The organism is Vreelandella venusta, assembly GCF_015689495.1.
Taxonomy (GTDB): domain Bacteria; phylum Pseudomonadota; class Gammaproteobacteria; order Pseudomonadales; family Halomonadaceae; genus Vreelandella; species Vreelandella venusta.
This window is the reverse complement of record NZ_CP065135.1, coordinates 2,956,417-2,977,209: the sequence shown is the minus strand read 5'-3', so window position 1 is coordinate 2,977,209 and position 20,793 is coordinate 2,956,417. Positions and strand designations below refer to the sequence as shown.

11 protein-coding genes are annotated in these 20,793 nt (G+C 51.1%); 9 read left to right on the top strand and 2 right to left on the bottom strand.

The genetic code is table 11. The features are described from left to right. Positions 1-4: 4 nt before the first annotated feature. Together IR195_RS14080 and glyA are read left to right on the top strand one after the other, a co-directional pair. A complete protein-coding gene (locus IR195_RS14080) occupies positions 5-1,396 on the top strand; it encodes a hypothetical protein (RefSeq protein WP_206047879.1) in 1,392 nt (463 codons plus the stop codon). Positions 1,397-1,552: 156 nt separating this feature from the next. After that, a complete protein-coding gene (gene glyA / locus IR195_RS14075; RefSeq protein ID WP_146944937.1) occupies positions 1,553-2,818 on the top strand; it encodes a serine hydroxymethyltransferase in 1,266 nt (421 codons plus the stop codon). Between the two features lie 95 nt (positions 2,819-2,913). Here glyA and IR195_RS14070 read toward each other — a convergent pair whose 3' ends face one another. Together IR195_RS14070 and IR195_RS14065 are read right to left on the bottom strand one after the other, a co-directional pair. After that, positions 2,914-4,350 carry a phosphomannomutase gene (locus tag IR195_RS14070; RefSeq protein WP_206047878.1) on the bottom strand — a complete coding sequence of 479 codons (1,437 nt, stop codon included), beginning with the start codon at positions 4,348-4,350 and terminating at the stop codon, positions 2,914-2,916. Positions 4,351-4,504: 154 nt separating this feature from the next. Further along, positions 4,505-9,172: an ExeM/NucH family extracellular endonuclease gene (locus IR195_RS14065; protein ID WP_206047877.1), complete on the bottom strand. Its 4,668-nt coding sequence runs from the start codon at positions 9,170-9,172 to the stop codon at positions 4,505-4,507. A 216-nt stretch (positions 9,173-9,388) separates the two neighbouring features. On the opposite strand from IR195_RS14065, the gene IR195_RS14060 reads away from it, so the two are divergent. The 7 genes from IR195_RS14060 (at position 9,389) to IR195_RS14030 (ending at position 20,755) form a co-directional block, all read left to right on the top strand. Further along, complete coding sequence (locus IR195_RS14060; RefSeq protein WP_206047876.1) at positions 9,389-11,728, top strand: DUF4214 domain-containing protein; 2,340 nt, start codon at positions 9,389-9,391, stop codon at positions 11,726-11,728. Between the two features lie 148 nt (positions 11,729-11,876). After that, a complete protein-coding gene (locus tag IR195_RS14055; RefSeq protein WP_125750064.1) occupies positions 11,877-13,646 on the top strand; it encodes a type I secretion system permease/ATPase in 1,770 nt (589 codons plus the stop codon). Further along, positions 13,643-15,022, top strand: a complete 1,380-nt coding sequence (locus IR195_RS14050) for an HlyD family type I secretion periplasmic adaptor subunit (RefSeq protein WP_125750061.1) — start codon at positions 13,643-13,645, stop codon at positions 15,020-15,022. The genes IR195_RS14055 and IR195_RS14050 overlap by 4 nt, the downstream gene beginning before the upstream one ends. Then, positions 15,022-16,476, top strand: coding sequence for a TolC family outer membrane protein (locus IR195_RS14045; protein ID WP_206047875.1), 1,455 nt, complete (start codon positions 15,022-15,024; stop codon positions 16,474-16,476). The genes IR195_RS14050 and IR195_RS14045 overlap by 1 nt, the downstream gene beginning before the upstream one ends. Positions 16,477-16,485: 9 nt before the next feature. After that, complete coding sequence (locus IR195_RS14040; protein WP_241006730.1) at positions 16,486-17,862, top strand: undecaprenyl-phosphate glucose phosphotransferase; 1,377 nt, start codon at positions 16,486-16,488, stop codon at positions 17,860-17,862. 138 nt (positions 17,863-18,000) lie between these two features. Then, positions 18,001-19,440, top strand: coding sequence for a mannose-1-phosphate guanylyltransferase/mannose-6-phosphate isomerase (locus IR195_RS14035; RefSeq protein WP_206047874.1), 1,440 nt, complete (start codon positions 18,001-18,003; stop codon positions 19,438-19,440). A 139-nt stretch (positions 19,441-19,579) separates the two neighbouring features. Continuing rightward, the gene (locus IR195_RS14030; RefSeq protein WP_241006729.1) at positions 19,580-20,755 is read left to right on the top strand and encodes a glycosyltransferase; all 1,176 of its coding nucleotides are present in this window, start codon (positions 19,580-19,582) and stop codon (positions 20,753-20,755) included. The last annotated feature ends 38 nt before the right edge of the window (positions 20,756-20,793 follow it).

Genomic DNA, 20,793 nt, shown 5'->3' with positions numbered 1-20,793 from the left:
TGACATGTCTGTGTCTGTAGGTCATCGCCAGCTTACGGCTGGAGTTTCGTTGCTGCTACTTTCCGGTGCGGTGAGTGCTTCACCTCAGCAACTTGAAGCAGAGCTTCGTGAGCGACTAGCTAGCGAGTCGAGCGCATTCACGGTTGCCCAGGTGTATGAGCAGCCTGACGCGATTGTCGCTGAAGATATTGCTATCACTTATGCTAATGGCCATGTGTTTACGATCGAACGTTACCTCGTTGAAGGTGACTATCATCGCCCAGACAATATCGTTATTGATGGTATGGCCGTTAGCGAAGCCGGTGATTCATTACCCTTTCTCAGCGTTGCCTCCATTGAATTGCCTAACGCTTCGCAAGCAGTGCCGTCGATGGATGAAATGAGTGCGCCTGACATGGTGCTGGAGGCACTGAATGCGCGTGACATCACCTTAAACCTACCAGGTGAGGCAGCGGATAAGTTTTTGAGTGAGCTAGATCCTCCTCCGTTTGAAGGGCAGCTGCACATTGAAACGCTGACGCTTGAAGAGGTCAGCCGTAGCGCTATTGGGCTGTTCGATATACAGGGCGTCAGTGCCGATTTTAATGACTTGAAAAATGGCATTAGTTCAGCTTTTTCGCTCGCTAACTTACGGATTGAGCAGCTAACTGGAATCGATACGCCTGGGGAGGAGAGCGTCGAGCATGCTGCATTGAACGGCATGAATCTTTCTGGTGATGGGTGGAGCGTAGCGTTGGATAACGCCTGGGTGGAAGGCAATTCCTATGTGGGCGATGCGGGTTTTGAAGGTGCATTTTTTGATATTGGGGGGCTGCTGCCTTTGTTGCCGCTCGAACAACGCCAAGGGTTTGAAACTTTCAGCAAAGTACTCACAGGGGGCAGTGGTCAGTTACAGGCTGAAGGACGCAGTCACTCTCGCTGGGAGGAAGAAGAGGAAACCGATCGCTTGATCTCTGATGGCTATTTGCGCTTGAGCGGTGCCGCGGGAATTGAATATAGCCTTGATTTACCGATTAGTTTGCCAAAAAGCGTTTCCATTGAGCAGGCAATGCAAACCCCTGAGTTGTTTGAATCCGCCACGTTGCATGGTGGTGAGGTCGTTGTGGCTTATAGCGATGAAGGATTGCTGCCGCGATTAACTACCGAGATCGCTGCGAACGAGAGTATTACCGAGGCACAAGCAATCTCTATGGCGATGGGGCAGGTTCGCCAGCTTGAGCCTTCGCTAGGCTTGCAAATAACCAAATTAATGACCGGGATGGTCGACATTATGGCTGGTCATTCCCAAGCTTTAACGGTCAATGTTGCATTGCCCAACCCGTTTACTGTTAACCAATTCATGATGAATCCAATGAGGAGCGCTGAGCGGTTTACGCTTACCTTTGAGCTAAAGTAGCGCGGTTGACCAGTCAGTCAGTTTTTTAATGACGACTGCAACATGAAATACGCTCATGCACGACCTGACGCGGATGCGATGAAAGTCGCGTCAGGCTGCGTTATGATAGCGACCGAGTTTCTCCATGATGATCCTTTTGTAACGAGGTTCCCGCCGATGTTCAGCCGCGATATGACAATTGCCGGATTCGATGATGTGCTTTTTGACGCGATGCAAAAAGAAGTTGCACGCCAGGAAGCGCACATTGAATTGATAGCTTCTGAAAACTACGCCAGCCCCCGCGTACTGGAAGCGCAAGGCAGCCAGCTGACCAATAAATATGCCGAAGGCTATCCAGGTAAGCGCTACTACGGCGGTTGTGAATTTGTTGATATCGCTGAAAATCTTGCGATTGACTATGCCAAGCAGCTGTTCGGCGCAACTTACGTGAATGTTCAGCCTCACTCTGGTTCACAGGCCAACAGTGCGGTTTTCCAAGCGTTGGTAACGCCGGGTGACACCATCTTGGGGATGAGCCTGGATGCCGGTGGTCACTTAACTCATGGCGCTAAGCCTAACTTCTCTGGCAAGCACTACAATGCTATCCAGTATGGGCTGAATGAACAGGGCTTGATTGATTACGATCAGGTGGCTGAGCTTGCTCGCGAGCACAAACCCAAAATGATCATTGCTGGTTTCTCTGCCTATTCGCAAATTGTCGATTGGGCTAAGTTCCGTGAGATCGCTGATGAAGTAGGTGCCTACTTGTTGGTTGATATGGCGCACGTCTCTGGCTTGGTTGCTGCAGGCATTTATCCAAGCCCGCTGCCCCATGCTCACGTTGTGACATCTACCACCCACAAAACCCTGCGTGGCCCACGTAGCGGCGTTATTCTCTCCGCTGAAAACGATGCGGATATCGAGAAAAAGCTCCAGTCAGCTGTTTTCCCGGGTGGCCAGGGTGGCCCGTTGATGCACGTTATTGCCGCCAAGGCGATCTGCTTCAAAGAAGCCATGGCGCCTGAATTCAAAGCTTACCAGCAGCAGGTAGTCAAAAACGCTCAGGCGATGGCCAAGGTGTTTATCGACCGCGGTTACGATATCGTTTCTGGGGGGACCGAAGATCACCTGTTCCTGCTGTCTTTGATCAAGCAGGGCGTGACCGGTAAAGATGCAGACGCTGCTCTGGGGCGCGCTCACATTACTGTGAACAAGAATGCAGTGCCTAACGATCCGCAAAGCCCATTCGTGACCTCTGGTTTGCGTATTGGCACTCCGGCAGTGACCACGCGTGGGTTCAGTGAGCAAGAGTGTAGTACATTGGCCGGTTGGATCTGCGACATCTTAGATGTCCTTGCTAAAGGTGAGGACACCAGCTCAATCGAAGCCCAGGTGCTGGATAAAGTGGCCGAGATTTGTGCGCGGCTTCCGGTTTATAAATAAGCACCTTTAACATACTCCTTGGCTAAGGATAGCCCAAAGAACGGGTGACCCCATTAGGGTCGCCCGTTCCTTGTTGAGGGTATGGTATGCCCCTACTAGTTTAGTTTGGCGAGCGCAGCCAGACTCTGTTTTACCAGGGTTGCTGCGTCTGCTGGCGACGTTGATTCGCTATAGCAACGCAGCTCCGGCGCATTGCCAGAAGGGCGAAGGTGTACAATATCGCCATTTTCAAGCGTGGCTCTTAGGCCATCGATACTATTCACCGCTGAAATGCGAGACTGAAGACCTAACGTTTGCTGCATCAGCTCAGGCGAGACTTGCCACTCGGCGAGTAACCCATGGCTTTTCTCAGTGGCGAACTCTTTGAGTCTATCGCTTGCTGTATAACGAGCAGGTAGGTCAGCGATTAATTGCGAAAGATTAACTCCGCGTTGGGCAGCCATCACCATTAACGTAAGAGCGGGTAGTAGCGCATCACGGGTGGGGAGTGCGGCTAACTGACGGCCATCGCTTTCCAGGTTGCTTCCCAATAGAAAGCCGCCGTTGGCCTCAAATCCAGCCACTCGCGCAAACCGCTTACTGAGCTCAGCCATACTGTCCAATACATACGGTGAGCCGATACGCGTGCGCTCAACTAGCTGGAAGGCACCGCAGGCTTCTATGGCTGTGTTGCAGCTTACCGGGACAGCCAACGCGTCGATTCCCAATGCTCTGGCGCAGAGTAAACCTACGATATCACCACGCTGCCATGTGCCCGTTTCATCCCCCAGCAATGGGCGATCACCATCACCATCCGTAGACAACAGGGCCTGTAACTGGTGCTGGCTTGCCCAGGCACGACCTTGGGCCTGATCCTCGTCGCTAACGGCTTCGGTATCCACGGGAACGAAGGCCTCGCTGCGGCCTAATACCACCACATCCGCACCTAGCTCGCTCAAAATATGCGCGCTTAAATCACGGCCTGCAGCAGAGTGCTGGTATAAACCTACCCGCCAACCTTTCAATGGTTCACCTGGGAACCATGCAGTGAAGCGTTGGGAGTATGCTTTGTTCGCTGCTTCAGAGACCTTGCTGCGCGCTGGTGTAGGTAGGGTAGGCATTGCTGCCTCGGCATTAAGAATGGCAATTTCATCAGCTTTGGTAATCTCGCCATCAGGGCGGTAAAACTTGATGCCGTTCCGGTCAAACGGAATGTGACTGCCTGTGATCATAATGCAGGGGATGCCATCTGCCATCGCCTTTAGCGCCAGGGCGGGCGTTGGCAATACGCCATAGTCATCAACCTCCACCTCCATCGCACGGGCAGCACTGGTGCAGGCGGCTGCCATCGCGGGGCTGCTGGGGCGGCGATCCATGCCTAACGCAATACGTTCCACTGGAAAGGATGTGCGCATGGCGCTAATAAACGCCACGGTAAAGGCTGCGCATACTTCATCGGTAAACTGTTCAACTAATCCTCGCGCACCGCTAGTACCAAAAGCGATGCCGCTGTCCTGAATAATCTTGGTCGTGGAACGTACAGAGCTCAACATGTATCTCCTGGAGAAAGTGTCTGCTGTGAGTTTAACACCCTAGACGAGAAGCGCCACGGAGGGCTTTGATCACTAAACTGGGCAAGGGAGGCGGCTGCTAAGACAAAAAATGGCCCCCGCAAGCGGAGGCCATCTCAAAAGGAAGCAGGTTTAATTAAACTTCAGCGATGCCTAAGTTCAGGCCTACTAAGATAGGGTCATGGTCTGAGCTACGGAATGCATCATCGGCGTATAGGTTTTCATCCTGACGGTCGTTGGTGAAGTCGGTGTTGTAGTCCAAAGCAGATGCCTCATCCGCATTAATGTGCCAGGTCGTGGTGCCCGTGACCTGTGCTGCGAGCGTTTCACTGGCTAACGCATGATCCAAAGAGCCCCAGAAGCCATCAAAGACGTAGCTATAATCATCGTCAAGCAGATCATAGCCGGCATTCTTCAGTGTCGTGATGGGGTCTTCCATGGCATAAGCATTTAAGTCGCCAAGAATCAGCACATCGCTGTCATTGCTACCGGTGGGCTGGGTGGATAGCCATTCAAGCAATTCCTCTGCGGCCTCGACCCGTGTGGGGTTGTTGTTGGCCTGGCCATCGCCGATAGCGTCTTCACCATTGACGACACTACCTTTGGATTTGAAATGATTAACCACCACCGAAAAGGTTTCACCTTCACTGTTTTCGAAGGTTTGCATCACTGGTGCGCGGTTGGCAGTGGCGAAGGCCCCATCAGTTTTAGTGACTGCAGCGCCTGCTGGCGTCACTGCCTGACTGTTGTAGATTACCCCAACTGCAATAGCGTCATCCCCAGGGCTAGTGGTGTTGCCACTGCCGTCTTCGGGGATGCTGTAAGCCCAAGTGACATCCTGAATGTTTTTATCCTGCACATCTGCATTCAGTGCATCAACCAACGCTGCAATGGCGCTATCGTCACCATAGCCGTTATTCTCGATTTCCATCAGCCCCACCACATCAGCGCCGCTGGAATTAATCGCCTCAACGATTTTGGCTTCCTGACGGGCAAACTCTTCAGCATTATTGGCCCCGCGAGGATTGTGCAGAGTGCCATTTAAGGTCTCTGTTTTATTGCCGTTCTCATTCAGCGTTGTGAAGTAGTTCAGCACATTGAACGATGCGACCGTAATATCGGCATTACCTAAGGCATCTGTATCCGGTGTTTCCGGGCGCGCTGGGCCAGTAAAATCTACTCCCTCGACGTTTTGGACTTTCCACTCACTAAAGTTGTAATCAAGTACGCCTTCAAGTGTCTGAAGCTTATCGCCACCGCGCAGCGGGTTAGTGCCAGAAAGCTCTCCACCATTGCGCCCGTAGATAATCGGGTCGGGGTTTTGTGAGGCGTTCGCATCATCGATTTTGATGGTGCGTGCCTCGGCGTCTTCAAGCCAAGCGCTATAGCCTTCTACATCAGGCTCGTTGACTTCTGTGAACTGCTCTAAACGGCCACCGGACGAAAGCGTGACTTCGCCGTAACGGCCAAGCTCGTAAAGTTCGGTGACCACCAATGGCTCACCGTCCAGTGCTTCTATGGCGACTCGCATACCTTCAAAGGCTTCCAGACCTTGTTTGTCGGTAAATGGCATAACGATTCGCTGGCTTTCAGGTAGGGGAATATCGTTTGCCAGTACCTCAAGGCTGCCGCGTTCGGCGGTTAACTGCGTTTTATCGAAATACTCTGAGACCTCACCGCTAATGCGAATTTGATCGCCGGCAGTGAGTTGTTCCAGCCAATCGCTACTACCGCTACCCGCGTACACAAAAATACCTTCTGACGTCTCGGCATTATTGTCGTTATCGTTATCTTCCTCTTGCAGGAAGAAGCCATTCAAGCCAGGCGCTACCATGGTGACGATGGCTTCAAGGGTAACGTTCTCACCCGCTAAAGTGCTGGTGTTCGAGTTACCCTGTACGGCAGAAATCAACGTGATATCTACCTGGGGTTCATTAGCAAGGCCCGGAGACGCTACGGCGGCTACATCACTAGCATCACCGCCTAGTGCGTCAGAGCTAATTGCTCCCTCGGTATCAGTGGTGGTGAATTTGCCTAAATCCACATCCCAAGAAGCGGCGTCAAACCCGTCAGTATCTGGGTAGGCTTCCATTGCCACTTGGTTGCCATTAACACGTGGGTCACCTTGCCACAGCGTTACCGCATCGCCACCACCACCCAGGCCAGAAGCATTCTCGGCATAACCAATTTTTAAGGCATCGATATTATCCAGGTTGCTCCACGCTGAACGGAATTCCGCGACTGACTGGGCATCGCCATCGACCATGACAATCGCTGATTCACCAGGAGCTAGCGAGCTTAGCCCTTTAATTTCAATCGCATCTACGGGGTCGGCGCTGTCATCATCGTAGTAAAGCGGCATACCGCTGAAATCAAGCGCTTCAGACGAACGGTTGGTTACTTCAAACCAATCGGCGGTGACGTCAGAGCCGCTTTGGCCCGACCATATCTCAGTGATGGCTAAACCAATATCGAGCTCGCCCGGTACATAAGGAGCTTTCATCGTGCCTACATGAAAGTCAGTGGTGGCATTGGTGGGTAGTTCAGCGTACTCAAATGACCAGTTCTCTGGGTTACCAATGGCGCTTAATAGCTCCTCCGCCGTGCCGAAGCCATTGCCGTTAAAGGCGGCATTGCGTGCGCTGCCAATGGCAACCGCGGTGATACCCTCTTCAAGGCCAGGCGGCAGGGCCGAGTTATTAGAGGAGTCTGCAGTGTCTTGCCACGCATCGCTGTTTGTTTGGGCTGCGTAGATAAACGTTGGGTCGCTTGCCGCGCCGACGAAAGCAAGTACTTGGTCGCCGCCGACCGAAAGGTTGAACCCGTTATTACCTACGTTGCTGCTATTAGCAGGCGTGAACTGCGAAGAGTCTGCGGTATAAGTAACAACCGTGCCTGCCGGTACGCCGCCTTCAGGCGCCGTCCACTTAACGGCGCCTTCGTTGGCGCGGAAGCCATCGCCCGCCCAACCTGAATCAGTGAAGGTAATTTCTGCGCCTCCGCGAATACCCTTCAATGCGACGAACTGGAAGGATTTTTCGCTACCACTGAGCGCAGTAATCGCAATGTCACCAGGTTGAGGTGCAAAATCAGGCAGACTGAATTCAATGTCTGTGCTCACAAAACGCTGCTGTTCGGCGGGCAGATCCTTAGACTCTTGACCATCTTCTAGCCAATCCACCGTACCGCTATCAAACAGCATGCTCGCAGTAACGCCTGACGCTGTGACGGAAACATCAAAAAGTGATTCCGGCTTCGCCGTCAGTGCATCCGGTAGGGTATTGAGATCCGGGCCGTCTATTTCGCGAACGGTGTAGTCGCCATCCCATAGGTAAAGACCAAAGCCGACGTCGTCATCATCATTAACCGGGCCCGCTAGTATCAGGTAGCCTTCATCGCCAGCAGGTTCAATAGAGCGCACCGCGCGGCCATCCAGATCTAAACGCAGGGGCTCGCCAAAGGAAACTTCGTTAGCCTCGCCAGAGACGAGGCCACTCACATTTTCAACAGGCACTAATTGTGCGAAGCCATCATCCAACGGCGAGCGGAGGCCAAGGTGAAGGGAATCACCGATAAACACAGCGCCTTCAATATTAACCCCTAACGAGAGGCTCAGCGCATTTTCACCGAGCCCATGGCCATTTTGGGCATCCCAGTCGCTAAGCTGGCTGGCTAAGTCGGTAAACTGGCCCGTCACCTCAATACTCAAATTCTCAGCATTATCACCTGTCACTTGAGTGGCAAAGATCATTGAGCGCTGGCTGCTCTCGTGGGAGCCCAGCCAGTAGTGAATGCCCTGATAAGTCGCCACCGCTTCCAAGTCCACTTCCTGGGTGTCATTCAAGCCCAGGGCAGTATTCAGGTTAATTTCCGCCAGGGGAGCGCCATCGGTGTCGCGCTCATAGAGACGTAACACTTGATCTTCGTCATCCGCCACCAGCATTAAATTCTCACCCACGGCAATCGCTGCTGAAGCATCAGAAGTGCCCGTGTGGTAGCGCTCTCCCAGATTGAAGTTTGGGTTGCTTGGCTCAGGCTGACCGGGCTCTTCAGGTTCTGTTGGCTCTTCAGGTTCTGTTGGCTCTTCAGGTTCTGTTGGCTCTTCAGGTTCTGTTGGCTCTTCAGGTTCTGTTGGCTCTTCAGGCTCTGTTGGCTCTTCAGGTTCTGTTGGCTCTTCAGGCTCTGTTGGCTCTTCAGGCTCTGTTGGTACTTCGGGGTCTTCTGGCTCGCTCTTGAGCTGCTCAATATAACGACTCAGTAGCGACTCAACATCATCTACGCCGGAGCCATCGCCGAGCAAAGAAGCTAATGCACGTGCTGGTTGCTGTTCAATGCTTTCGCTGCTGTTCATAAATGCTGCGACAAGCTCCTCTCGAGACAGCCCTTCTGCCAGCAGCTCTGACCAGTATGCTAAGCCTTCTGGGTCTGGCTCGCGGTTAAGAACACTATTGTAGAGTTGATTTAGCCAAGCGGTATCGTTCAAGTTAGAAATGGTGGTTTCGAACTCATTAGACGCTTGAAAGCTATTGGAAATATCCTCTAATGCTAAGCCGTCGCGGTACTCATTGACCCAATATTTGAGGCCTGAAAGGTCAGGCGTACGTAATAGGTGAACGCTATAGAGCGTAATAATAGGCTGGATTTGCAACTGAAATTCATTGCTAGTCACCATTGAGTCAAGAGTGGTTGCAATATCGTCAGTCCCGCTATCCAGGGCGGCAGTCCAATAGTTAGCACCAGCCTCATCCGGCTCACGCAATAAAATATCGTGATATAACGTAGAAACAAGCTCAAAATTGGTCATTTAACCAGCCCTTACTGGATGAATTGAAGGGCTGAATTTATTACTAAGTCATAGCAATTAAATGACTTAAATATTTTATTTTTATGATGCTTATATGAGGACAGTTTTATAGCAGCGTGAAAATACTTTTTCTTTAAAGCGTCATGTGTTTGCAATGGCTAGCTGCGTAATCTCATGTTTGCCTATTTTCTCCATCGATTAAAAAAGGGAATCGCCATGAGTAACTTCCAACTTCAGCTCCTGCACGCAGCCGATATGGAGGGGGGTGGGGGAGACCTGCTTAATGCACCCAATTTCATCTCTATCGTGGATCACTTAGAAGACCAATACGCTAACTCGCTGTTTGTCAGCTCGGGAGATTTGGTGTTGCCTGGGCCATACTTGAACGCTGCCGCTGATTCAAGCCTGCAGGCAGCCTTCCAAACAGCGGTTGAAGAGATTTATGGGCTGGAAGCTGGCTCCATGAGCGGCATCACGGCAGCTTCTGGGCGCGTTGAGACTCTATTGATGGATCTGGCAGACGCGGCGGCCGTGACACTGGGCAATCATGAGTTTGATTTGGGTACCGGGCTGATCGAAGCAATGATTGCATCGGTCGTGAACGGCGGTTCTACGGCAGACGCTGAGTGGCTAGGCGCTCAGTTTCCTTATCTGTCTGCCAACCTAGACTTCTCGGGCGATTCCGCTCTAAGTGGTTTAGCGACCGAGGAAATATTAAGCCAAGACGCCTTTCAAGCCACCTTGGAAGAGCTGTTGGCGGGCGCTAATAAGCCTAAGCTAGCTCCGGCGGTCATTGCTGAGCGTGGCGGAGAGAAGATCGGCATTATTGGCGTGACTACCCAAATTCTGGAGAGCATCTCTTCACCTGGCGATGTCAATGTGCTGACCGGTGGCAGCAATGACATGCAAGCTCTGGCCAAGCTTATTCAGCCCATTATTGATGACCTTGAAGCGCAGGGCGTCAATAAAATAATCCTCAGCTCGCACCTACAGCAAATTCAGTTTGAAGAAGAGTTGGCGACACTGCTGGACGGCGTCGATATCGTGATAGCGGGTGGTTCCAATAGTCTTCTGGCAGATCAAGAAGACCAGGATCGTGGCTTATTCCCAGGGGCAGGCGAGCCCTATGACACTTACCCCATCGTTACTCAAGATGCTGCAGGTAACGATGTAGTCGTCGTTAATACCGACGGGGGCTGGCGCTATGTTGCCGAACTGGTGGTAGAGTTTGACGAACAGGGTCGTGTGATTGCTGACTCCATCGATGAAAACTCTTCTGGTATTTACGCCTCTACCGATGAGCAGGTAGAAGCGCTGTGGGGAGACCTGGTAAGCGCCTTCGCCGAAGGCACTAAAGGTAATATTGCTAATGATTTAGTCGGCTCGGTGGGTGAGTTTGTTGCTGAGCAAGACGGCAATATCCTTGGTTTGACCGATGTATACTTAGTAGGCGAGCGGGCAGCGGTGCGCACCGAAGAAACCAATTTGGGTAATCTAACTGCGGATGCCAACCTCTGGTATGCCAAGCAGCTTGACGAAGACGTCGTGGTATCGTTCAAAAACGGCGGTGGTATCCGTGAGCCGATTGGTAATGTTGTCGTAGATGGAAGCGACAGCGAGCCAACCTATCAAGCGCCAAGTGCCAACCCCACCATAGGTAAGCCTGAGGGCGGCGTATCCCAGCTGGATGCAGCGTCATCACTCCGGTTCAACAATGACCTAGCCATAATCACTATCACACGCAGCAAACTGCTGGAAGTTCTGGAGCATGCGGTTGCTGCATCGGCACCGGGTGTCACTGCAGGTCAGTTTGCCCAGGTGGGCGGTATTCAGTACAGCTATGATCTTAGCCAATCCGCAGGTGAGCGCATCCAAAATGCGGTGATTGTTAATGACGATGGCAGTACCAACGATGTGCTGGCTGCCAATGGCCGCCTGGTAGGCAGTGCTGAAGAGACTGTTAAAGTCGTTACGCTAGGCTTTTTGGCCGACGGCGGCGACGGTTATCCGCTAGGGGAAGATAGCTACCAAGATCGGATAGATCTTATGAGCGCCTTCGAAGATGACGGCCTCTTCGACTTTGCCGAAAAAGGCACAGAGCAGGATGCCTTCGCTGAATACATGGCCAGCATGTTCAGCGAAACACCGTTTAGCGAGCAAGAAACCCCTGCTAGCGAAGATCTGCGAATCCAAAATCTTGGTGAGCGCAGCGATGCTGTCTTCGATGCTCCTGTCGATCCGCTGCTACGCCTTTACGATGCCGCTTTTGATCGCATGGCGGATGGCAAAGGGTTAGGCTACTGGCTTGAAGTGAGTGAGTCGGTCAGCCTGAGTGATATTGCTGATAGCTTTGTGGGTTCAGAGGAGTTTGCAAGGCAATATGGCAGTGTAGAAAACGATGCCTATATTGAACTGATGTATGAAAATGTACTCGAAAGGGCTTCTGATGCGGCAGGTCAAGCGTATTGGCTTGATAAGCTAGATAATGGAGCTGAGCGCGGTGCTGTTATGGTTGGTTTCACTGAGTCAGCAGAGAGCATGATGCTGTTTGGCTAATGAAGCAACCTAGCTCTGTTGGGTAAGCACGTTGTTTATCTCACTCAACACTCAGTGCCTTCAACGCCCCTACCCTAGGCAGGGGCGTTTCTGTTATGCTGCCGCGATAATCCTCGCGTGACTTCTTTGATTCAACGGTGACCCATCCATGGCAAAGCAACAGGAAGCAACGGATCTGCAGCGTGCATTAAGCGCCTGTAAGGGTTCGTTTGTATCGGTGGGCTTTTTTAGCATGTTCGTCAATTTGCTCATGCTAGTTCCCCCCATGTACATGCTCCAAGTGTATGACCGCGTGCTTACCACGCAAAGTCTCGATACGCTCATCATGCTGACGCTTGTCGTCATCTTCCTTTTTATGGTGATGGGTGGGCTTGAACTAGTTCGGTCAAGAATGCTGGTTAGGATAGGGAATCGATTAGATACTACGATTAATCAGCGCCTCTATGGTGCCATGTTTCGCCGTAGTTTAGTTGCTCCAGGGGCACAAAGTGCTCAGCCGCTAAATGACTTGACCGGTTTACGACAGTTTCTAACTGGAAATGGACTGTTTGCCTTTTTTGACGCCCCTTGGGTGCCCGTTTATTTAGGCATTCTGTTTATTTTTCACCCTTGGTTAGGTGTGTTTGCTACCTGTGCGGGCATTATTTTATTTGCGCTTGCGGTGGCTAATGAAAAATCTACTAAGGCTTTACTTGCTGAAGCCAATAGCGAGCAAATTCAAGCACAGAATCTAGCCAACTCTAACCTGAGAAATGCTGAAGTGCTGCATGCTATGGGCATGCTGCCCGGCATTATGGGACGCTGGTCAAAACGCCATCATGAATTCCTTGCTAAACAGTCACAAGCGAGTGACCGTGCGGGCGCTTTGACCAATACGTCTAAAGTAATGCGTTTGCTCTTCCAGTCATTAATTCTTGGTCTAGGTGCGCTGTTAGTGCTCCAAGGGGAGATGACTCCCGGTATGATGATTGCCGGGTCTATTCTAATGGGGCGTGCGCTGGCACCTATTGATCAAATGATCGGTGGCTGGAAAGGCTTTGTAGCCGCACGTGGCTCTTATAGCCGATTAAACGAGCTCCTGACGCAGATACCTGACGAGCAGCGTCATATGTCTTTGCCAGCGCCGAAAGGCATTGTTGATGTGGAGAATGTAGCGGCTGCTCCTCCCGGTGCACGTATGGCTACCATCCGGGGAATTAACTTTAGCGTCGCTAAAGGCGAGCATGTTGGCATTATTGGCCCAAGTGCGGCAGGTAAATCAACCCTTGCCCGCGTACTGCTGGGAATATGGCCAACGCAGGTTGGAGACGTAAGACTAGATGGTGGGGCGGTTAACCAATACAACCGTGACGAACTGGGCCCCTATATCGGCTATTTGCCACAAGATATCGAACTCTTTGATGGCACCATCAGTGAAAATATTGCCCGTTTTGGGGACATTGACCCTGAAAAGGTGGTTGCTGCGGCCCAAAAAGCAGGTGTTCATGAAATGGTGTTAGAGCTATCCAATGGCTACGACACCGTGATTGCCTCTAACAGCGGCGCGCTTTCCGGGGGGCAGCGCCAACGCCTCGGGCTTGCTCGCGCACTGTATGGCAACCCAGTCCTGGTCGTTCTAGATGAGCCCAACGCTAACTTAGACGATGCTGGCGAAAAAGCGCTGGGCCAAGCCATTGCTCAATTGAAAACAGAAGGTACGACGCTGTTTGTTATTAGTCACCGTACCAGTGTTTTAAAAGGCATGGATAAGCTGTTGGTAATGAAAGAAGGTCAAGTCAGTATGTTCGGTCCTCGTGATCAAGTGTTGGCGCAATTTGCCAAGAAATCGCGCCCCCAGGTTAGCCAGCAAAACGCCACTCGCCTGTCTGCTATTGCAGGCGGTCGTGGAAATGCTAATGGCAGCGAGGAGACGACATGAGCCAGCAGAGAGATAAGGTTCCAGCCAATAGGGAAATTGATGTAACGCCCCAAGGTCCGGTTACCCTAGATGGCGAGGCACAAGAGGCCTTGCCAACGAGTGATAAAGGTTATCGAAAACTAGGTTATGCCATTTTGGGCATTGCACTAGGGGGGTTCGTTCTTTGGTCTGTGACGGCTTCACTGGCCGTCGCCGTTGTTGCGCCTGGCAACGTTTCCATGGAGTCTTTCAAGCGCTCGGTACAGCATCTTGAAGGTGGTATCGTACGTGAGCTGCTTGTCGAAGATGGCGCTAAGGTAGAAGCTGGGCAGCCGTTGGTGATCTTGAGCGATACCCAGGTGCGTTCACAGCTAGAAATTGCCCAATCGCAATATTATATCAACCGTGCAATGGAAGTACGTTTGTTAGCTGAGCAGCAGGGCGCAGAAATGCTTGAGATGCCCGAAGAGCTGATGTCGGTTGATAATGCGAGAATCCAGCAGATCACCGCTGTTCAGCAAAGCCTCTTCGCTGCCCGCCGTCAATCGCTGCAAGGCACGATGGATGCGATGGACCAGCAAATTATTCAAATGCAAGAGCAGATTGATGGGCTTGAATCACGTGTTCGCGTTAATAATCAGCGGATACGTTCGTTGCGCTCTGAAGCAGAAGACTTCCGTTCGCTCTACCGCGAAGGGCTGGGCGATAACCAACGCCTGCGTGAACTAGAGCGACAAGTGCTGCAGTACGAAGGTGAGAATGCGGAGTTCCAAGCTAATATTGCTCAGTTGCGCTCAAGGATCAGCGAAAGTCGCCTGAAAAAAGAGACTACCCTGCAAGAGTTTCAAGCCGAGGTGGGTGAGCTACTGCGAGATGCGCAGACGCAAATAGCCGAGGCAGAGGAGCGCATTACTTCGTTAACAGACCAAGTAAACCGCACCGTTATTCACTCGCCTGCTTCCGGCACCGTGGTTGGGCGCAAGATACACACTATTGGCGCAGTCGTTCGCCCTGGTGACACCATTATGGAAGTTGTGCCCTCTAACGATGGTTTTGTGGTGGAAGCGCGTATACCGAGTCGCGACATCGACAACCTTTATATAGGCCAACTTGCTGAAATTCGTTTTTCTGCCTTCAATCAGCGCTTAACAAACGTCATTGATGGCGAAATTATTCATCTTAGTGCCGATAGTTTTGAAGATGAAGCGACTGGTCAGCGCTATTACAAAGCCCGTATTAGAGTAACGGAAGATGGGCGGCAGGATATGACCGAGCAAATGCAGCTGTTATCCGGTATGCCTGCAGAAGTTATGATTCGGACAGGCGAACGTACATTTGCCAGCTACATTGCGAAGCCAATTGCCGATATGTTAGCTCGCGCTATCCGGGAGGATTAATGATACGGACGCCACGTTTTGCTCTTAGTGCGCTTGCACTTACTATCGCGCTGTTAAACCAGTCTGCATTCGCGCAGAGCGATATGCCTGCTGATCAGCAGGCTCTTGCTGAGTTGGAGGCGCTGGCCAATAGTGAAGCAGCCTCCCAAGCGTTGCCCTCATTGCCCGATCTTTTTTCCAGGGCTCTACGCCATGACGCAGACCTTTCACGTCAGCGTTATGAGTTAGATGCCACTCGCGAAGAAGTGCCGATGGCGCGCTCTCAGCTGCTGCCACAGGTAAGCGCTTCGGGGGGGTATTTATGGCAAGACTCTACAAATATCCAAACGTCTCCAGATGAGTTTGGCCTAGATCAGCCTGCCCAGCGTCCAGGCGAAATTGATGAGACTTATTATCAAGTCCAGCTGCGGCAGCCGCTTTTCAGCTTGGAACGCTGGCGAAAGATGGATGTTGCCAGCGCCCAGGTAAGTTCTGCCGAGCTTCAATTGGCTGTGGTTGAGCAAGAGCTAGCATTGCAAGTTAGCGAGGCCTATATAAAAGCTTATTTAGCGTCGCAGCGATTAGGTTTATTAGAGTCTCAACAAGATTCCCTTGAGCTACAGGTACGCCAAGCAAGTCGTGCGTTTGATCTGGGTGTTGGCAATCGGGTTGACTTATTGGAGGCGCAATCTAGGTACGATCAGGCAGTCTCTGACGCAGTTGAAGCTGAAAATGAGTTAGACAATGCGCTTAGCGAGTTGGAACGCCTTACGGGTGTTACGCCCAGCTTTCAAAGCTCAGCGCCTGGTGAGTTGACCACTGTTACTCTCAATGGCGACACTGGCAATCCCGACGAATGGATTTCACGCACTGGTCAAAACCTAAAAGTCTTATTAGCCCAGCAAGAGCAACAAGTTGCGCAAGCTAATACAAGCGTTAGGCGTTCGGGTTACTACCCTGAGATAAATCTAAACCTTAGCTATTCTGACCGAGTAAGCGACGATGAGCTGAGGGAGAGCGAAGATTATCGTGCGGGCGTCGAATTGAGCGTGCCGATTTATCGCGGCGGCTATACCAACGCCAGTGTTCGGCAAGCAGAAAAACGTATTGAGGCTAGCTTGGCTGCAGTCGACAATGAGCGAAATCTTGCTATCCAAGAAGTGCGCAAGCGCATAAGAGCCTTAAATGGCGGAGAGCGCCGTTTGCAAGCACTTAACCAATCCATTGAATCCAGTCAGCTATTCCTTGACGCGGCTGAACGTGGCGAACAACTCGGCCTGCGGGATCTAGTTGATGTGCTGGATGCTCGGGCCAGCTTATACGATCAGCGTATCAAGTACGTTGACACTGTTGGTAACTACGCTTTGGATATGATCTCACTGCATATCGCAGTGGGTAGCTTAGAGAGCGACGATCTTAATCGCACTATGTCGCTATTGGCCTCGTTGTCCACTTCATCGCAGGTAGCGCGGTAGTCAGTAACTATGGCCGTTATTAAAACAAACCAGGGTAGTGAATGGTTACGGCGTGCTATGCGTTGTTTCGATGCGGCAATTGCCACCAGTGTAGCGCTTATTGCGCTGTGGTTAATGCCGCACATTGACCCTAAAACTAATGACTACCTGTTTCTGATCTTGATCGGTAGTCTTCTCTTGCCTGCCGTTGGTGAACTGATAGGGCTTTATCAGCCATGGCGGGGCCGCAGCCTATATACTATGCTAGGCATTTATGCAGTAACGTGGCTCGCGACGATTGGCTTGCTTAGCTTATTGCTAGTGGCCATACAGGGTACCCAAAGTTTTTCGCGTTTGTGGATGGGGGGAGCATCGCTGGCCGTGTTGTTAACGGGCAGTCTTATGCGTACTGTTTTATACAGCTATTTAAAACGCCTGCGTGCCAAAGGGCACAACTTAAAGCGTGTCCTGTTAATTGGTAAACAGGCCAATGTTGTGCTGCTTGAAAAGAGAGTTGCGGATACTCCCCAAGCTGGCTATATCGTCGTTGGTCACTATATCGACGAAGATGATGCGACCTTCTTTCATGAAATGGCAGATTTTGCGAAAGCCAACGTTTTTCAGCGTGGGTTTGATGAAATATGGCTTGGCTATCCGCTTGTTCAGGGAAATCGCGTTCGTCATCTAATGCGCCTACTGGCAGGTATTCCTACCAGCATTCGCTTTTTCCCTGATTTGCCTGATATTCGCCTGCTTAACCATCGTATTACCCAAGTGGCAGGGCTTTACTCGCTAGAGCTAAATTACACGCCTCTCAATGGCCCCATGCGTTTCGTGAAAGCGCTTGAAGATCGTGTGTTGGGGCTTGTTCTCTTTTTAGTATTTAGTCCCGTCATGTTAGCCATTGCCCTGGCGATCCGTTGGAAAATGGGAGGACCTGTACTGTTTAAGCAGGAGCGACACGGCTTAGACGGTAAGCGTTTCAAAATTTATAAATTCAGAACCATGCGCCAGCATGAAGATAGTAAAACTCAGCAAGCTACCTATGGGGATGATCGTATAACGCCTATCGGGCATTTTTTACGACGTACCAGCCTAGATGAACTGCCTCAGCTCTACAATGTGCTGCAGGGGCGGATGTCGCTTGTTGGGCCACGTCCCCATGCGATGGATCATAACGACCATTATAAAGACCATATTGATATCTATATGCAACGGCATCGTGTAAAGCCAGGTATGACCGGTTGGGCTCAGGTGAGCGGTCTGCGTGGTATCACAGAAGACGTTAAGCTGATGGAAAAGCGTGTGGAATATGATTTGTATTATATAGAACGCTGGTCATTGGGATTTGATCTTAAAATACTGATTATGACGCTGACACGTGGTTTTATTAATGGTCAGCCCTAATTAAGTCAGTCTGAGCATTTGTACACCATTAATGGTTCATAATTTTGCAGCCTTGTTTAACGATAGGCTGCAAAAATAGTTAATGATATTGAGGCGGGATGGTTAGCGCTAACCACTGGCTTATCTCAAGGAGGAAAGATGATATTACCTGTGATTTTGTCTGGAGGCTCAGGTTCGCGTTTGTGGCCCGTCTCACGCGAGCACTATCCCAAACAGTTTCTAAACCTGCATAAACAGGACGTTAGTTTGCTGCAGGAAGCTGCCTTAAGGCTCAATGATGTCTCAGGTGCCGGCGAGCCTATTATTGTATGTAACGAAGAGCATCGATTTTTAGTCGCCGAGCAAATGCAGCAACTTGGGTTTAAGAAAAGTAAGATTATTCTTGAGCCGATTGGTCGCAATACCGCTCCAGCACTAGCCCTGGCGGCGCTGGCTGCAGTTGAAACCACTCCAGAAGCTGAACTGTTGGTGATGCCTGCCGATCACGTTATCAAGGATACTCAGGCGTTTGCCGAGGCTGTAAAAAAAGGCCAAGTACTTAGTCAGCAAGATAAGTTAGTCACATTTGGCATCACTCCCACGGCGCCTCACACCGGCTATGGTTATATTAAGCGTGGCGAGGAGCTTGGCGAGGGGTTCTCAGTTGCCGCATTTGTCGAAAAACCTGATGCAGCAGTTGCTGAAGCCTACTTAGCTAGCGGTGGCTATTTATGGAATAGTGGTATCTTTTTATTCAAAGCCAGCTGCTATTTAGAAGCGCTTAAGACTCATGCGCCCGATATTTTGGCTAACTGTCAGGCGGCGTATCAGCAGCGGGCAGAAGATATGGATTTCTTGCGCATTTCCGAAGAAGCTTTTGAGCAGTGCCGTAGTGAATCTATTGACTATGCCGTTATGGAGCATACTCGTCAGGCGGCGGTAGTGCCGATGTCGCCCGGCTGGAGTGATGTTGGCGCTTGGGACGCATTGCACGCGTTGCGTTCAAGCGAAGATAAGGAAAATGGCAATGCCATTCATGGTGATGTCATGCTCCACCAAACGCAAAATAGTTTGGTGTACAGTGAGTCTCGCTTAGTGGCTGCTGTGGGCGTTAATAACCTGATTATTGTAGAAACAGATGACGCCGTATTGGTTGCCGATCGCCGCCAAGCGCAAGATACCAAGCTAATCGTCAATGCTTTAAAAGCGGCAGGTCGCAAAGAGTCCCAATCGCACCAACAAGTATATCGACCATGGGGGCATTATCGCACTATGGTGTTGACTGACAGCTTCCAGGTGAAAGAGATAGTCGTGGTTCCTGGGGGGAAACTGTCTTTGCAAATGCATCACCATCGCGCAGAGCATTGGGTTGTGGTGCAAGGTACTGCTAGGGTTACGCAGGGTGAGGGGCATGGCGATCTTTCCGATCTTCGGAGCTTCCTACTCTCCGAAGATGAGTCCACCTATATCCCACTGGGCACCGTTCACCGTCTGGAAAACCCTGGCGTTATTCCTCTGAAACTTATCGAAGTGCAAACCGGTTCTTACTTGGGAGAAGACGATATTGTGCGTTACAACGATAAGTATGGGCGCGAATAAACTGAAAGGCGGTCAATCAATCAGTTCTGTTTCTTACGCACATTAATTACCGCTGTGTTTGTCTTATCTTCTGGAGCTAACGCCATGCTTACTTTAAGCTATGGCGCTTTATTTCGTTCAATAGAAAAGGCCAGTCATCATGCAAGTAGGCCCTATGCTACGTTTTCAGCATCTGCGAGTTGCGATTGTGCACGACTGGCTGGTGGTTAACGGTGGTGCCGAAAAAGTGCTAAAAGGGTTGGCGGAGGTCTTCCCACAAGCAGAAATATTGACACTGGTACACACGCTTGATCACGATAGCGCTCCTTGGCTAACAAAACACCGTATCCATACTAGCGGCTTGCAACGTCTGCCGTTTATTAAACGCATTTATCGGCACTGTTTACCACTGATGCCTTACGCCGTAGAGCAGCTTGACCTGCGTGGCTTTGACTTGGTGATCTCCTCTAGCCATGCGGTAGCTAAGGGAGTGATAACTCATCCTGGGCAGATTCATTTATGTTATTGCCACACGCCTATGCGCTATGCCTGGGATATGAAGGAAGCTTATCTGGAAGATGCGCACTTCCGCTTGCCGGGAATGAACTTCTATGTGCGTAAAACGCTCAAGCGTCTGCGTCAGTGGGATTATTTTACGGCCACGCAAGTAGATGCTTTTTTTGCTAACTCGCAGAATGTCGCGCAGCGTATTGCTAAGTATTACCGGCGTGAGTCAGACGTGCTTTACCCTCCGGTGGATACCGATAGCTTTGCTCTCTATACCGGGCCGCGAGAGCCTTATTATCTAGCGGCATCGCGATTGGTGCCGTATAAGCGCATGGATTTGATCGTACAAGCATTTGCTCAGGACCCGATGAAGCGTCCGTTGAAAGTGGTTGGTGACGGGCCAGAGCTCAAGCGTTTAACGCGACTCGCAGAAGGTCACGAAAATATTGAGCTGCTGGGTTATCTGCAAGGTGAGAAGCTGCATCATCTTATGCAGCGCGCTAAAGCCTTTGTGTTTGCCGCTGATGAAGACTTCGGCATTGTACCCTTAGAGGCTCAAGCCTGTGGCACACCGGTTATTGCGTTTGGAGATGGTGGCGCGCTGGAAACTGTCAAAGGATTAGAGCACAACGAGGATGCCACGGGTATCCACTTTGCCGAGCAAACCACAGCCAGCCTGGGGCAAGCGATTGAAATGTTCGAAAAGTGCGACTTTTCACCGGCTGCTTGTCGCCGCCAGGCTGAGCAGTTTAGTAACGCCTGCTTTACTCAGCGTTTAATGATGCTGGTGGATGAAAAGTTAAGCGCAATGTCGACAAAAAATCACTGAAACGTATCCAGTGAACGATTTGAATGCACAAGGAGCGA

Bases quoted from the DNA above. Each gene is read 5' to 3' on its own strand.
- IR195_RS14055 (WP_125750064.1), top strand. From the start codon at position 11,877: ATGGCAAAGCAACAGGAAGCAACGGATCTGCAGCGTGCATTAAGCGCC.
- IR195_RS14060 (WP_206047876.1), top strand. From the start codon at position 9,389: ATGAGTAACTTCCAACTTCAGCTCCTGCACGCAGCCGATATGGAGGGG.
- IR195_RS14040 (WP_241006730.1), top strand. From the start codon at position 16,486: ATGGCCGTTATTAAAACAAACCAGGGTAGTGAATGGTTACGGCGTGCT.
- IR195_RS14050 (WP_125750061.1), top strand. From the start codon at position 13,643: ATGAGCCAGCAGAGAGATAAGGTTCCAGCCAATAGGGAAATTGATGTA.
- glyA (WP_146944937.1), top strand. From the start codon at position 1,553: ATGTTCAGCCGCGATATGACAATTGCCGGATTCGATGATGTGCTTTTT.
- IR195_RS14045 (WP_206047875.1), top strand. From the start codon at position 15,022: ATGATACGGACGCCACGTTTTGCTCTTAGTGCGCTTGCACTTACTATC.
- IR195_RS14030 (WP_241006729.1), top strand. From the start codon at position 19,580: ATGCAAGTAGGCCCTATGCTACGTTTTCAGCATCTGCGAGTTGCGATT.
- IR195_RS14080 (WP_206047879.1), top strand. From the start codon at position 5: ATGTCTGTGTCTGTAGGTCATCGCCAGCTTACGGCTGGAGTTTCGTTG.
- IR195_RS14065 (WP_206047877.1), bottom strand. From the start codon at position 9,172: ATGACCAATTTTGAGCTTGTTTCTACGTTATATCACGATATTTTATTG.
- IR195_RS14035 (WP_206047874.1), top strand. From the start codon at position 18,001: ATGATATTACCTGTGATTTTGTCTGGAGGCTCAGGTTCGCGTTTGTGG.
- IR195_RS14070 (WP_206047878.1), bottom strand. From the start codon at position 4,350: ATGTTGAGCTCTGTACGTTCCACGACCAAGATTATTCAGGACAGCGGC.